This is a genomic window from Pedobacter metabolipauper (assembly GCF_004362715.1).
GTDB classification, from domain to species: domain Bacteria; phylum Bacteroidota; class Bacteroidia; order Sphingobacteriales; family Sphingobacteriaceae; genus Pedobacter; species Pedobacter metabolipauper.
On record NZ_SNYC01000006.1, the window covers coordinates 185502 to 199753 of the forward strand.

Consider the following 14252-nt stretch of genomic DNA (forward strand, 5'->3'; position numbering starts at 1 on the left):
TTAATTAAACCTTTGGAAAACGCTGGTGTAAAAGTTCATAGAATTTATCTACTGTATCCTGCCTGGCTTCCCAATTGTTCTTTCCAGCATAATTGTTTCTTAGAAAAGTATCAGCCGTAGCAAAGTCTGGCATTTTATTGATCAGATCTATCGCTTCAGAATACGCAAGGTTATAGCCGTTAAACAAATCTTTAATGTATAAAAGCTTTTCATTCAGGTTCACGGCCTTTTTTAAGTCTGTAACTGGTGCCTTAGTACTGTCATCATTTACGTTAGGTGATTTATTACCTGCAAGAAGGTCATTTAATGTGGGTCTTGGCGTGTATGCAGGCACAACCTGCTCTTCTACCTTATCCACAGTCAATTCAGTTGTAGCCTTTTGAACTTCTTTTTCTTCAATCTTATCTTCTACAAAGTCTGTCTTAGCAACAGGTGCCTGCCAAACCACAGGATTTGGAGTGATAGGTTCAGTACTATTAATTACTGGTTCAGGAGCATTTATAATCGGCTCTGGTTTATGGAACGCCGGTTCCGCTTTATTCACAACGGGCTCAGGTTTAATAAGTACAGGTTCAACGCTGGTAATGACTGGCTCTGGTCTGGTTACTGTTTCTGGAGTAGAGACGAGGAAAGGTTCAGGTCCGATCTCATCATCAGTAATCTCTTGTGCCTTGCTATTTGCAGCAGCTTGCTGATCTTTAAGGCGTTGTTTTTGTGCAATGATCTGTTGTTCCTCCGCACTTAGCGGTCTGTCAAATATTTCACCTACAGACTTTTCTTCAAAATCAAACTTATCGGTAACAGGAGTTTCATTGATGATAAATTCAAATGAAGGGGCAGAATTGTCCAGCTCAAACAGATCATCCATAAATGGAGCGGGCTTTGACTCTTGTTTAACAGGCAGAGTCTCTTCTTGAACTTCAATAGGCGGTATTTCCTGATGGGTTATTTCCCAATCAGGCTGAACCGCCTGCGCCGGTTGTATTTCTTGTTTATATTGTATTTCAGGTGTTGATCTTATTTCCTGCTTAGGTTCTTGTGTCTCTTGTTTAAAAGATGGGTCTGGTGCCGGCAGTTGCTTAATGGTCTCTGTATAATTTAGCTTTTTAACAATCTGTACGTGATCGGTCAGGAAATTAGCATTAGCAAGAAAAAGTTCCAGCTCCAATTCACTGAGTTGTTCGGGATTCTCAGATAAAAACTCATACTGATCCTGAAGTTCATTAAGTATAAGTCCTATTTTTTTGAAGATATTACTTTGATTCATCATATTCCTTAATTTTCAATTAAAATACATCCTTGAAGTATCCCAAAGATATAATTTTAAACAATTTAGAAAGACTTTAGTTTAAAATGAGCAGTATAAAAGCATTTGCAATGCTTCTTTTTCAAGTTGTTCATCAACACTTCATCGGGTATTATTATCTTATCTAATGAACTCATAATACGAATATATTCAGATAGTTATATACAGTGGTTATTTTACTATAAAATTCCTTTTATTTGAAGGATAAGATTCTTTAACCATCAATCAATTATATTCAATCCAAAATTCGGATATTAGCATTCTATAAGCACTCAGCATCATGTTATTTAGCGAACAAAATTACAGAAGAGGGGAATTCTGCGGCAGTATAGAGGTAATTTGCGGCTCTATGTTTTCTGGTAAAACAGAAGAATTATTGAGGCGTTTAAAGCGGGCACAAATTGCTAAGCTTAAAGTAGAGATCTTTAAACCAAAGATTGACACACGGTATGATGAAAATGCGGTGGTTTCACATGATCTGAATTCTATTCAGTCCATTCCGGTAGAAACTTCATCAGCCATTCTGCTGCTCAATGCAGATACCCAGGTTGTGGGTATTGATGAAGCGCAATTCTTTGATGATGGCCTTCCTGAGGTTTGTAATAAACTTGCACAAAAAGGGGTCCGGGTAATTGTTGCGGGTTTGGATATGGATTATACAGGCAAGCCATTTGGTCCGGTTCCGGCACTAATGGCCATTGCAGAACTGGTAACCAAAGTAAATGCTGTTTGCGTACGTTGCGGCAGTCCGGCAATGTATTCTTTCCGTAAGGCAGCCAGCGAAGCTAAAATATTACTGGGAGAAAAGGACAGCTATGAGCCGCGGTGCAGACGTTGTTACCATACCGTTTGAGTTGAGTTAAAATGAATCTCTTAGACTGAACAAACGGAAATTAAGGCTAACCAAACGGACAATTTTTACAGCGTTTTCCCTTTAAGTATTTCTCACAACACTTCTTTTTCTTCTTCTTATCCTTACCGTGTTTTGAGTCTTTATCCTTATCTTTCTTTGACATAATAGTATTTCAACAAAAAAAGGTACATACTGTTTGATCACCAGCATGTACCTCTCTATAAATTTAATGGATTAACGCGCGACTAGTCTTCGCTATAGCTAATTTTGCCAACGTGTTTATCAATTTCCCATCTTCCTGTTCCTTCTTCACCAATTACATCAAATAATTCAAGGGCACGACGGGCTTTATATTCTTCTTCTCTTTGTTCTTTAAAGAACCAGTTTAAGAATTCAAGAGTTACATAATCTTGTTCTTTATGGCAGCGTGCTGCTATATTTTTAATAGATTGGGTTACACTAACTTCCTGTTCTAACGCTTCTTCATAAACTTCACGGAAGGAATTGTATTCAATCTTAATGTTTGTTATTTCCGGAGAGATGGCAACACCTCCCATATCTAAAACGTATTTATAAAACTTAAGCTGGTGCATTCGTTCTTCTTCTGCTTGCTTAAAGAAGTAATCAGAAGAATAATCAAACCCATTCCTGTCGCACCATGAAGCCATTGATAGATATACTGCTGATGAATAAGCTTCTTTTTTTATTTGCTGGTTGATCAGTGTCTCTACATCTGATGAGATCAAACACTTCGTACGCATAATGTCTTTCATATTCCTGTTATTTATTGATTACAATACAAAAATAATGCAATAAATGCAGAAAGGGTAATATAAGCGCAATATGGAAAGATTCTAATTCTAAGTTAATCAGGCAACTATCCTGTGCAGGCGATCGTAAATGATGTGATTAAGCTCTAACATTACAAATGTACCTTGTAGTAATTCTTTGATTGCGATGATTTGTATTAAGGACAATACATAGCAATGGTCACAGGCACAAATGAATATAATTTCCAGATCAGGTGCCTTGTCACTACTTAAAAGCAGGTTTTCGATATCAATTTGGTATACTGCTTTTTGAAGTTTGAGCAGGTTACGGTAATCAAACCGGGCCAGCTTACCTGCAAAATCTATATACCAGCAATTTTCGCTGTCAGATTGATAGATAGCACCATTCTTTGTGCTAAATACTTCTGAGAACGTAATAGAAGGCAATGTGATCAGATCCTGCATTTTTAGAATTTACCCGTTGTTTAGGCAAAGATTGTTATTATTTAGATTTAATCCAAATCATACAGTAAGTTTTTTTAAAAAAATCAATCTGTCTTTTTAACCGTCATAATTGCTAAATTGGCGTCTTAAATCTTTAAGCCTTACCCATAACATGAAAAAAATTCTCCTATTTATTTTGCTGATCACTTCAGCAGCCTACTCAAATGCGCAAACTAAACTGAATGTTGTACTTGCCGGGCTTAGTCATGACCATGTTAACCTGATCATGAACAGTTATGCTAAAGGAGAAGTTAATATCATTGCAATTGCTGAACAGAACCCTGTTTTGGTTGAGCGTTTCAAAAAACGTTTCAAATTTGCTGATTCCATTTTTTATACCGACTTGAAAGAGGCACTTAAATATAAGAAGCCTGATGTTGTTCTTGCCTTTAATGCGATCAATGATCACCTTGCTGTTGTTGAGGTATCAGCTCCGCTTGGCATTTCGGTTATGGTAGAAAAACCACTGGCGGTTACCGTTAAACAGGCAGAGCGCATGGCAGAACTTGCCCGGCTTCATAAAATCCACTTGTTAACCAATTATGAAACTACCTGGTACCCGAGCAATCAGGAGGCCTATACACGCGTTAAAGACAACACCATTGGAGAAATCAGAAAGATGGTGGTTCATGACGGTCACCGTGGACCAAAAGAAATTGGGGTAAGTAAAGAATTTTTAAGCTGGTTAACAGATCCTAAACAAAACGGCGGTGGTGCCATTATCGATTTTGGATGTTATGGCGCAAACCTGATGACCTGGCTTATGAATGGAGAAGCCCCTATTTCGGTTACTGCCATTACCAAACAGATCAAAAAAGATGTTTATCCAAATGTTGATGATGATGCGACCATTATTTTGGAATATCCAAAATCAACAGGGATCATTGAAGCTTCCTGGAACTGGCCGTTTAATATTAAGGACATGGAAATATTTGGCCTAACCGGTTATGTACAGGCTGTAAATTCAAATACTTTACGGGTTAAAGAGAATAAAAGTCCGGATTATAAACTTGCAGAAGCTAAACCATTGGCAACAGCGTATAGCAGTCACCTTGATTATTTGGCTGCCGTGCTTAGAAATGAGATCAAACCTGGTAATGACCTGTCCTCTCTGGAAAACAACTTAATTGTTGTTAAGATCCTTGAAGCAGCAAAACGCTCTGCAAAAGAAGGTAAGAAGGTGATGTTAAGTAAATAAAGGGTAATATTCAATTAATAAACTATTATGAATAAGTTTCTGATCTGTGTTATTGCCATTGGTCTGTTTTTTACGGCCTGTCAGCCAGAAGGAAATGACCTCACGTTAATTTCTCCGGATTCTGCTGCCGTCAAGATGATCAATGATACCAGCTTTGCCAAACACATGAGCATTCTTGCGTCTGATGAGTTTCAAGGAAGGAAACCTTTTACTGTGGGCGAAACCAAATCGATCAACTATATGAAAGCGCAGTTTAGCCTGCTTGGGCTTAAACCGGGCAATGGCGACAGCTATTTTCAGGAAGTACCGATGGTTGAGATCAAGTCCAGACCAGATTCTCTAATGGTATTTAAAGGGGCTAAAGGAAGTATCAAGGCGAGTTACCTTACCCAATTTGTAGCCGGAACAAAAAGAGTAGATACGATGGTAAACTTAACCAACTCTCCTCTTGTATTTGTTGGCTATGGTATTGTTGCTCCTGAATATAAGTGGAATGATTACGAAGGACTGGATGTAAAGGGAAAAACAGTTGTTGTTCTGATCAATGATCCGGGTTTTTCTGACCCTAAATTATTCAAGGGAAAGAACATGACCTATTATGGCCGGTGGACCTATAAGTTTGAGGAAGCAGCCCGGCAAGGTGCTGCAGGTATATTAATAATTCATGATACCGAACCCGCAGCCTATCCCTGGTCTGTTGTGCGCAGCGGATGGTCAAAATCAAAGCTCCAGCTGGATGAGAAAGATGACAGCTTTAAATCTATTGTTCAGGGATGGATTTCACTGGATCTTGCCAAACAGCTTTTTAAACTTGGCGGCCAATCCGATGCCTTGCTTACTGATGCCCTTAAGCCGGATTTTAAACCTGTAGACCTTAAGTTAACCACGGCTCTAACGATCAACAATACAATCAAAAAATCTGTATCCAACAATGTAGTGGCTATAATTCCTGGTTCTAAAAGACAGGACGAAAATATCATATATTCTGCACATTGGGATCATTTGGGAATTGGCGAAAAGATCAAGGGAGATTCTATCTATAACGGTGCTGTAGACAATGCTACTGGTGTTGCTGCATTGCTGGAACTTGCTGCAGCTTTTCAAAAGTCTGCTCAAAAACCAGAGCGTTCCATTGTATTTGTCTCTTTTACCGGTGAAGAACAAGGGTTGATTGGATCGGAGTTTTATGCCAAACATCCTGTATTCCCTGTAAATAAAACGATTGCCGATATCAATATGGATATGATGGGAATGGCCGGAAAAACAAAGGACATCATTGTCTATGGCTTTGGCCAGTCAGATCTGGAAGACTATGCCGCAGCATCTGCCAAAAAACAAGGACGTGTGGTTGTACCAGATCCGGTACCATCATCGGGCTTATACTACCGTTCTGATCATTTCAATTTTGCTAAGGTAGGCATCCCATCGCTCTTTACCGGATCCGGATCGGACAACGTTGAGCATGGCAAAGAATGGGGACTAAAGAAAATCGCTGACTTTTATAAAGAGCAATACCATTCTCCACAAGACAATTTTGACCCAAAATCTGACGTTAGCGGAATGGTTGAAGATGTTCGTTTATTGTTTGATATGGGCTATCGGCTAAGTAATGAATCTACCTTTCCAAAATGGAAGGACGGATCAGAGTTTAAAGCCATACGGGAGAAAAAGTAATACCGTAGTTTTCCAGTATTAAGCGGGCCAATTTTCAGTATTAGACAGCGTAGTTCTTAAGGATTAAACGGAATAGCGGGCAAGCAGCAAACTCACATACCATGTTCAAATAACAGACTTCAATATTAAATAATGGGTATTTAGACTTATACTCAAATATGCTGCACCCAAACATGACAAGAAATTAAATTCTCTTAATATTAGCGCAATATTGGAACCTTATTTTTGACCAAATTGAATAGTCAGTTACGCTAAATAAGATGGAAAGAAGGTCGGTATTAAAGAGTATTGGTGGTTTATGTTTATTACCTGCATTGGGTTTTGGCATTGAAAACAACCCAAAGAAAGAGCCCGTATTGCGGATTGCACACCTTACTGACATTCATCTTAAAAATGAGTTAAATGCACCTGCTAAATTTGAAAAGTGCCTGCATCATGTACAGCAGCAATCTCCTAAAGTAGATTTTATATTGAACGGTGGTGACATCGTTTTCGACATGAACAAAGAGAACATCGATACCATTAATAACCAGTGGAATTTGCTGGAGAAGATCCAAAAATCTGAATTAAGTGTGCCCGTATATTACTGTTTAGGAAATCATGATATCTGGTGGCAGGAAGACAACAAGAAGGAAGCCATATATGGCAAGAAATATGCGTTAGACAGGCTCAAACTGGCTAAACCTTATTATAGTGTAATTAAAGGCGGCTGGAAGTTTATCCTATTAGACAGTGTTCATCTTGATATTGACGGCACCTGGTATATTGGTAAACTGGGCGATGAACAATTTGCCTGGTTGCAGGAAGAATTAAAGGCCACTCCCGCACCTATGCCCATTACCGTGTTATCACACATCCCTATATTAACGGCTTTATTGATGATTGAAGATAACGTTGTAAACAGATGGGAAATGCTTGGCGGAGATATGCATACCGATACGGCAAAGATCATCAACCTGTTTTATCAACATCCGAATGTAAAGCTTTGCTTAAGTGGTCATCTGCACATGCGGGATAAAGTAGTTTATAATAATGTTACCTATTTATGCAATGGAGCTGTATCTGGTGCCTGGTGGAACGGTAACCGCAGGGAAACTGCTCCTGGTTATGGGCTGATAGACCTATATGCCGATGGCACTTTTGATGAGCAGTATGTAAACTACTAATACAAAAAATACCTATCACATATAAAGAAGCCGTTTCCCTGCGTTATTTTGTCCATTTAAATGGAGCTTGAAATTATACTTTTAGCTGACCTTCAATTGAATCGTCCAGCGTTTTTCCAATTGCAGCGCCCACCATCATCTTAATGCCTGCTACCATATTTCCATGTTTATTGTCCCAGTAATATCCGGTGTAGGGTACTACTTTAAGCAATGAAATTCTAGGGTCATCTTCACCTTCGGTAAACCAGGTTTTTAACATTGGGTTCCATAGTTCTTTGATCTTTGCTTTATCCTCATGGATTGTTGCTTCTGCAGTTAGATACAGGAAGTCTGAATGTTTTGACCCTTGAAAATAGAGTTTCACTTTAGCATCAAGTGCAACTTCGGCATTGGTATGGCTGTCATTTGCACTAAAGATCCACAAGTTTCCTGCATCATCTACTTGCTGAATGCTCATTGGCCTTACCCCTTTAGATGGTCCTGTTGCTGCTTCGGTGCAGAAAAAACAGGTATCAGACTGCTCAATCATTTCTCTGATCTTTTTTAAAGCCTCTTCCTGGCTTAAATTCTCTTTATTATCTTCCGGTTGGTTTTTGTTAATGCTGTTCATAGTCGGTTATGTTTTTCCTATATGCTAACAGTTATGGGCATTAAATGTTCTCCGTAAATTATTTTTACAGGTATTCTTTGTACCTGATCAGATTACGCCGGATGGTGCAGACGGACAGAACATCCTGACAAAAAACACAAAAACCAACCGCTGCTGTTATACTAATCAATTGATTTAACTGCGATCTTAACACCCGATATGGCATCACCAAAAACAAACGACTGGCGTTTCAGACTGCATGAGATTATTTATGAATCGAATACACCTGCGGGTAAAGCATTTGACGTAGGCCTTCTTTTTGCCATTTTTGCCAGCATTATTGTAGTGATGCTGGATAGTGTTGAGCGCATCAATAACCATCATGGCAAGCTGTTTAAAATTCTGGAGTGGATATTTACAGGTCTCTTTACCATCGAATACATTTTAAGACTAATCAGCATCCGGCGGCCAATTAAATATGTTTTCAGTTTATTGGGGATAATCGATCTTATTGCATTGATTCCTACTTACCTGGGCTTTTTCTTTATTGGTGCACAATCATTGGTTGTTTTTAGGGCGCTTAGGTTGTTGCGGGTTTTCAGGGTATTTAAATTGGGAAGCTTTTTAACAGAGATCAATTTTCTAACCACCGCACTTAAAGGAAGTGTTAGAAAGATCAGCATCTTTTTACTTACTGTTTTAACGCTTACGGTAATACTAGGATCTGTAATGTATTTGGTAGAAAAGCGGGAGAATGGCTTTTCTAATATTCCTGAAAGTATTTACTGGGCCATAGTTACTATCACTACGGTTGGCTATGGCGATATTTCTCCCATTACCCCAATGGGTAAATTTGTAGCATCGGTTGTGATGCTTACCGGTTATGCGATCATTGCTGTACCTACAGGCATTATTACCCATGATTTGGCTATTGCCGCCAGAAACAGAAAGGAGCTGCCAGAATCTTGTCCAAGCTGCAGCAGCGAAGGACATGATACCGATGCTTTATTCTGTAAATACTGCGGATCTTCTTTATACAGATAATTCATTGTTATAGTCTGATAATTTCTAAACGTTCTCCGTTTTAAAGCTTTTGATATTTACTCATGGTTGAGCGGCAGATTTAATAAGTTGTGATCGCTTAATTCTCCACTTAAAAGCTGGCAATTTTGTGATACTTATTAATTTTTGGTTGGCAGACTTAAGGAGTTATGAATAGTTATTTACAGACTTAAAAGCTGACTACTTGGTTATACTTACTCCCTGCTGGCAACAGATTTGGAAAGATTTTAATATTTAATCTGGCAACTTTAAAATTATTTAAAGATTTTTTCAGTGCATTTTTTTGATGATGGTAATACTCCTGTATGCCAGCAACTTACAATATCCCCTATTCGTTGTAAATTAAATTATGCATTGATCAAATGCCTTCTATAACCCTCAGAAAATAGTTTTTTCAAAATTTGGTTTCCTATTCTAAAATGCAGAAGCTTGTATACACTAAAAAAAATATGATGTAAACAAAGCTATTGTTATAACTTGCAGAATCTTCAAAAAAATTGAAGCATTCAGCACTTAAGAATCTCGGAAAAGAAACCTCAGAATTTCAAGAAAGCGAGACGATAAAGTGATGAGTGCCCGCACTCTTGCGTAGGATGGAGTGTGTGGGCACCACTTACTCTCGTTTCGGGTTTCTCAGGACCTCTTGTACGGTAAGTTGGGGTCCACACACTTTATCTTAAACAGGAAGCTTTATAGCCGGAAACCCGGGTCTGGCTATAGATTTTCCACATCCCCCTTGCTTATTCAGATTTCAATAATACCAGCTTTAAAACCTGTTCATTATGAAAAAATCAGAATACCTTAAAGCCGTGATCAATCTGGTACACGCACAGTTAGATGCCGAATGCATTTTATGCTTCGATGAGCGCAAGTTTGCCTGTCAAAATCATGGATTGTTGTTAAAAAAGGACCCAATGTCCGAAAATCGCATCCATTTAGGGTTACTGGTAATCAGTGCTGCTGGAACAGATGATCTTGCTTTTATTAAAAGCAGCATCTGCAGTCTCCAGCAGGATGCGCTCAGCTTAACAAATGATACCATCAGCGTAACTTTACTGGTGCACAGCCGGGAACATGTTAAGGCCGCTTTACTTAACGGTGATGGATTTTTCAATTCAGCAGTCCGCAATGGAAATGTGATGTACCTTAAGCCGGGAATAAACCTTACCGATTTTAAGATCACACACAGCGGCTACAGGCATACAGAACTCATTAAAAGTACATGGCTTGGCAGGTGCGATCGGGCAAAAGTCTTTTACGAGGCTGCAACCCATGTTTTACAACATGATATATGCGATGTAACCCTTTACCAGCTGGTAATGGCCATGGAGCAGATCTGCCTTGGATTAACCGAGATCTTCTTTGATTACCGGTCTAACCTTAACGATCTGGACAGCCTGCTTGGCATTTGCGACTGCATTGATGAGCAGTTTGAAATGATCCTGCCACGCAAAACGGATCACGATCTTAGGGTTTACAGAACCTTATTGATCACTGCTAAAGACCTATGTGAAACGGATATGATCGAAGCAGAGTTCTGGATGGTAGACTTGCTTTATCAACAATGTGGCGCATACATCCAAGCGGCCATTCAGCTTGGAGATGAACAGACTGCAGAAAGCACAAGAAAACCTGTTCAAGTAGATCCGGTAGCCGAACTGGTGAATTAACAGCAATATGTTACTTTACTTATTTTCATCGGCACTGCTTATCTACCTTCCGGTTAGCTGGAATCCATTAGACAGGGATGACTTGAAAATTCTAATGCGTTTATTATTACTTTTATGCCTGTTTATGGTATTGAGCCGGATTCATTAATGAATAATCTCCCCCTAGCGTTTCCAGCTACGTTTGGGGAGGTTTTATTCGATCCATGAGTTTATCGGGTTAATAACTTGATAAAGGATGGTGAGCTTCTGCTTTTAGATCTTTTTTGTAATTTTAGTCAAACTATAACGACATGCCTATTCACATTGCCATTACCAGAAAAGTTTTACCCGGAAAGGAAGAAGAATTTAAAGAGGCACTCCACAAATTTCTAGGAGAATCTTTTGTTCATGGTGGCGTGCATGGGGCCAGTATGATTACCGCATTGCCAAATACGGATGGCAGGGAAATTGGGATTTTACGAACCTTTAAAGATGAGACCGAACGGGATGCTTTTTATAATTCTGACCAATTCAGAAAATGGGAAGCCTATGCTTCTACGCTTACCGAAGAACCGGTGTACCGTGAATTAAATGGTTTAGAAGCCTGGTTTCGTTCATCCGCTTCTCCCCCAAGATGGAAAATGGCTATTATTACATTATGCGGTGTTTTCCCTACCAGCATTTTTCTGTCGTTGGCTGTAGTTCCTTTTATTAAAGACTTTCCTTTACTCGTCCGGCTTTTTATTATTGCCGCAAGTATGGTTGGACTTTTAACATGGGTAGTAATGCCCGTGTTGATTAAAGTAATGAAAAGGTGGATCAATTCTTAGAAACCGGCAGGCAATGTTACTACCTGCCGGGTAGTGTTTTATATTTATTTGAAATATTGGGATAGATCGGTGATTTGGCCTATAAAGATGCTGCTAATTGGAGCTGGCGAAGTTCTCAGCTGTCTGGCATCTTTGATAAGGAATAATTTTGACTGGCCTGCCTCAAATTGAATGGCGGTGCCTGCTAGGGTAGATTTTCCCTCATTTAAAGCTATTGCTTTTACGGCTGCTGCCGAAACATCGTATGGAGAACTATTTAGCCCTCTTGCACAGATATCAAATTTGTATTCAAAGTTGGCGCCAGGTAATGGTGGTAATTCAAACGATGCGAAATCACCATTAGTCGGCAATGTAATGCGGATTTCTGGACTTGCTTTGGCGATAACATTGGTCGTCTTGTTACGTGTGTAAAAAACAAGATCAATCGCATTACCACCTGTAAAAACTCCAAGAGTAGATGTAATTGTAGATTTAAATTGAGCATTTATGGCCATATTAGCCATATTGGCTGGCGGATTTATTTGAATGTTATCCACCATCGATGTACCATCAAAGAAGAAACTCAAAGATTGCCCGCTTGTTGGTGATGAAGTAAGTATTTTTGTAATTAATATATCAGTTGTACCTTTTTTTCTAACCTGAAGTTCTCTGGTCGTATTTTCATTAATAAGAACAGTTAACGTCTTATCAATGGCGCTTGAAGCAGTCTCAATGACATTTCCGTCCAGAAGGAATTCTAACTCACCCGAAGAAGCATAACCTTTAACCTGATAGGTTATAAGCTGGTTGTAAATTTTGCTACCATCGTAATAGATAGCAAAAGCCTGTTCAAAAGGTGTAGTTTCTATTGCCCGGGTTGAAATAATATTTACAGATCCTTTTTCTCTGATTTGGATCTCGCCATTTTGACCCTCAATTTTAAGTAATGTTGTTGCCGATGTGTTGCTACCGCTGTTATCAACTAAACCAACAGCCACCACACTGTCTTTGTAAACAAATTCTAATGGTTTAGTTGTATTTATAGCAAACCTTATACGAACCACTTTGGGAGGATCAGCATGAAGTGGCTCTTGTTTATCACAAGAAATAGTTAATAAAGTAAAACAGGTAATAAATAAAAGGATGTAAATGTTAGATTTCATGTAAAATTTTTCTTGTCTTTTTAAAACCTGGATGCAAATCAAAGGATGCATCCAGGTGTGAATAATAAATTAGTGTGAGGAATTAAGTTTGCTAACTAGTAGTCAAACTTTGCCCAGCAACGAGAGAAAGAAGCAGGGAACCAAGAAGCAGGATCTGTTACACTTGTTGTGTTTCCACCAAGATCTGTATAATTTCCAGGAGTAACAAAACCATGGATTCTACTATCTCCTACAAGACCTGCTTCACAAGCACCGGCTGAAGCTTCAACGAAAACACCTCTATTGTATCCGGTTACTGTTGAACCACTAACAATTAGTGTTGCTCCTCTACGAACATGGATTCCATTCTCATATAGACCAGCACTAGCTGCTGCTGAAGTACCCCAAATGCTTACATTTTCAAATGTTACTGTTGTTGTAAGTGTAGTGCCACAAGGATTAGCAACACTGTTGTCTATCTCTGCACCATTTGAATCTGCAGTTCCAGGAAGTCCACTATGAGTTGAAGCGTTATTAGCAATAGCCGCTGAGTTAGAAAGTGTACCTGTATAACCCAAGTCAAAATCGAATTGGTCATCATCATTTGCATAAGCAAGAAGATCAGAAGTGCTTACAGTTCCACCAAAGAATTCGAATCCGTCATCTAAGCCCCATGCTGTTTCAACATTGTTAACTGTTGTTCCGCTACCAACACCACCTAGTGTTAAGCCGTTTACTTCGATATTTGCAGCAAGTTGGTAACCAGCATATTCAATACGTACGTTCTGGAAATTTCCGCGGTTATCTGTATCGTCTACACCTCCATAAGTAAAACGGGCATCAGTAGCATCTAATCCTTCAATGTTTGCAGAACCGGTTGGAGTATTGATTGGAGCATCACCTAAGATGATTATACCACCGAAATCGCCAGGGGCACCAACTGTTGAGTTATTGCCATCTAATAGTCTGCGGCTGGTAAATACGATTGGGTTACACTCATCGCCAACGGCATCAATAGTACCATCTTTAGCGATTACTAAAACGCCGTTAGCTGATCCTGGTGTGTTTACTGAAGATTTGATAAATGTTCCCGGATCAATTTCTAAATGTCCACCACCTGTTACCACAACAACTCCGCTTAATTCATATACATTACCAGCTGTCCAGTGAACAGAAGTAGTAATGTTTCCAGCAGGAACGCTTACTACTGGTAAAGAAGATGCCGCATAATCAGCTGCCGCAGTACTGCGGTTACCGAATGCATCTCCACCACTAAAGTCTTTTTTACATGAACTTAGTGAAAGTGAAACTAAAGCAATAGCGATTATTGCAGTTGATTTAACGTTTGATTTTTTTAGTGGCTCAACTACGTAATTATTTACGCTGGAACCGATAAGAGAAATGGCTTTATTAAGCATAATTTTAAATTTTTGAACAGGTTCTATTTATCCTGTCTATTGTTTTATTAAACTATAAACTCTGGTATTGCCCGGCTATATAAACTATAGCATTTTTTGTGGAGAAATGTAA

Annotated in this window: 13 protein-coding genes; 7 read left to right on the plus strand and 6 right to left on the minus strand. The window is 39.0% G+C overall.

Annotated elements, in window-relative coordinates; translation table 11 throughout:
• Positions 1 to 4 precede the first annotated feature (4 nt).
• A complete protein-coding gene (locus ATK78_RS17520) occupies positions 5 to 1270 on the minus strand; it encodes a hypothetical protein (RefSeq protein ID WP_133577437.1) in 1266 nt (421 codons plus the stop codon).
• Between the two features lie 316 nt (positions 1271 to 1586).
• On the opposite strand from ATK78_RS17520, the gene ATK78_RS17525 reads away from it, so the two are divergent.
• The gene (locus tag ATK78_RS17525) at positions 1587 to 2159 is read left to right on the plus strand and encodes a thymidine kinase (RefSeq protein ID WP_133577438.1); all 573 of its coding nucleotides are present in this window, start codon (positions 1587 to 1589) and stop codon (positions 2157 to 2159) included.
• A gap of 245 nt (positions 2160 to 2404) precedes the next feature.
• On the opposite strand, the gene ATK78_RS17530 is transcribed toward ATK78_RS17525, so the two are convergent.
• Together ATK78_RS17530 and ATK78_RS17535 are read right to left on the minus strand one after the other, a co-directional pair.
• Positions 2405 to 2932, minus strand: coding sequence for a ferritin (locus ATK78_RS17530; RefSeq protein WP_133577439.1), 528 nt, complete (start codon positions 2930 to 2932; stop codon positions 2405 to 2407).
• A gap of 96 nt (positions 2933 to 3028) precedes the next feature.
• Positions 3029 to 3394: a hypothetical protein gene (locus ATK78_RS17535; RefSeq protein ID WP_133577440.1), complete on the minus strand. Its 366-nt coding sequence runs from the start codon at positions 3392 to 3394 to the stop codon at positions 3029 to 3031.
• 151 nt (positions 3395 to 3545) lie between these two features.
• On the opposite strand from ATK78_RS17535, the gene ATK78_RS17540 reads away from it, so the two are divergent.
• The 3 genes from ATK78_RS17540 (at position 3546) to ATK78_RS17550 (ending at position 7471) form a co-directional block, all read left to right on the plus strand.
• Complete coding sequence (locus ATK78_RS17540) at positions 3546 to 4631, plus strand: Gfo/Idh/MocA family protein (RefSeq protein ID WP_133577441.1); 1086 nt, start codon at positions 3546 to 3548, stop codon at positions 4629 to 4631.
• Positions 4632 to 4658: 27 nt separating this feature from the next.
• Positions 4659 to 6305 (plus strand): M28 family metallopeptidase, encoded by a 1647-nt coding sequence (locus ATK78_RS17545; protein WP_133577442.1) that lies wholly within the window; start codon positions 4659 to 4661, stop codon positions 6303 to 6305.
• A gap of 260 nt (positions 6306 to 6565) precedes the next feature.
• Complete coding sequence (locus ATK78_RS17550; RefSeq protein WP_133577443.1) at positions 6566 to 7471, plus strand: metallophosphoesterase family protein; 906 nt, start codon at positions 6566 to 6568, stop codon at positions 7469 to 7471.
• A 73-nt stretch (positions 7472 to 7544) separates the two neighbouring features.
• Here the strand turns inward: ATK78_RS17550 and ATK78_RS17555 are convergent, their stop codons facing one another.
• Positions 7545 to 8081: a pyridoxamine 5'-phosphate oxidase family protein gene (locus ATK78_RS17555; protein ID WP_133577444.1), complete on the minus strand. Its 537-nt coding sequence runs from the start codon at positions 8079 to 8081 to the stop codon at positions 7545 to 7547.
• 198 nt (positions 8082 to 8279) lie between these two features.
• Between ATK78_RS17555 and ATK78_RS17560 the strand changes: the two genes are divergently transcribed.
• The 3 genes from ATK78_RS17560 (at position 8280) to ATK78_RS17570 (ending at position 11601) form a co-directional block, all read left to right on the plus strand.
• Complete coding sequence (locus ATK78_RS17560; protein ID WP_133577445.1) at positions 8280 to 9104, plus strand: ion transporter; 825 nt, start codon at positions 8280 to 8282, stop codon at positions 9102 to 9104.
• An 800-nt stretch (positions 9105 to 9904) separates the two neighbouring features.
• Entirely contained in the window at positions 9905 to 10792 is an 888-nt protein-coding gene (locus ATK78_RS17565; protein ID WP_133577446.1) for a hypothetical protein, read from the plus strand.
• A gap of 290 nt (positions 10793 to 11082) precedes the next feature.
• The gene (locus ATK78_RS17570) at positions 11083 to 11601 is read left to right on the plus strand and encodes an antibiotic biosynthesis monooxygenase (protein WP_133577447.1); all 519 of its coding nucleotides are present in this window, start codon (positions 11083 to 11085) and stop codon (positions 11599 to 11601) included.
• A gap of 44 nt (positions 11602 to 11645) precedes the next feature.
• Here the strand turns inward: ATK78_RS17570 and ATK78_RS17575 are convergent, their stop codons facing one another.
• Both ATK78_RS17575 and ATK78_RS17580 read right to left on the minus strand, forming a co-directional pair.
• A complete protein-coding gene (locus ATK78_RS17575) occupies positions 11646 to 12743 on the minus strand; it encodes a hypothetical protein (RefSeq protein WP_133577448.1) in 1098 nt (365 codons plus the stop codon).
• A 95-nt stretch (positions 12744 to 12838) separates the two neighbouring features.
• Positions 12839 to 14140, minus strand: coding sequence for a hypothetical protein (locus ATK78_RS17580; RefSeq protein ID WP_133577449.1), 1302 nt, complete (start codon positions 14138 to 14140; stop codon positions 12839 to 12841).
• Positions 14141 to 14252 lie beyond the last annotated feature (112 nt).

Coding starts and splice junctions, on each gene's coding strand:
- ATK78_RS17560 (WP_133577445.1), top strand. CDS start 8,280: ATGGCATCACCAAAAACAAACGACTGGCGTTTCAGACTGCATGAGATT.
- ATK78_RS17540 (WP_133577441.1), top strand. CDS start 3,546: ATGAAAAAAATTCTCCTATTTATTTTGCTGATCACTTCAGCAGCCTAC.
- ATK78_RS17575 (WP_133577448.1), bottom strand. CDS start 12,743: ATGAAATCTAACATTTACATCCTTTTATTTATTACCTGTTTTACTTTA.
- ATK78_RS17570 (WP_133577447.1), top strand. CDS start 11,083: ATGCCTATTCACATTGCCATTACCAGAAAAGTTTTACCCGGAAAGGAA.
- ATK78_RS17545 (WP_133577442.1), top strand. CDS start 4,659: ATGAATAAGTTTCTGATCTGTGTTATTGCCATTGGTCTGTTTTTTACG.
- ATK78_RS17580 (WP_133577449.1), bottom strand. CDS start 14,140: ATGCTTAATAAAGCCATTTCTCTTATCGGTTCCAGCGTAAATAATTAC.
- ATK78_RS17520 (WP_133577437.1), bottom strand. CDS start 1,270: ATGATGAATCAAAGTAATATCTTCAAAAAAATAGGACTTATACTTAAT.
- ATK78_RS17535 (WP_133577440.1), bottom strand. CDS start 3,394: ATGCAGGATCTGATCACATTGCCTTCTATTACGTTCTCAGAAGTATTT.
- ATK78_RS17565 (WP_133577446.1), top strand. CDS start 9,905: ATGAAAAAATCAGAATACCTTAAAGCCGTGATCAATCTGGTACACGCA.
- ATK78_RS17555 (WP_133577444.1), bottom strand. CDS start 8,081: ATGAACAGCATTAACAAAAACCAACCGGAAGATAATAAAGAGAATTTA.
- ATK78_RS17550 (WP_133577443.1), top strand. CDS start 6,566: ATGGAAAGAAGGTCGGTATTAAAGAGTATTGGTGGTTTATGTTTATTA.
- ATK78_RS17525 (WP_133577438.1), top strand. CDS start 1,587: ATGTTATTTAGCGAACAAAATTACAGAAGAGGGGAATTCTGCGGCAGT.
- ATK78_RS17530 (WP_133577439.1), bottom strand. CDS start 2,932: ATGAAAGACATTATGCGTACGAAGTGTTTGATCTCATCAGATGTAGAG.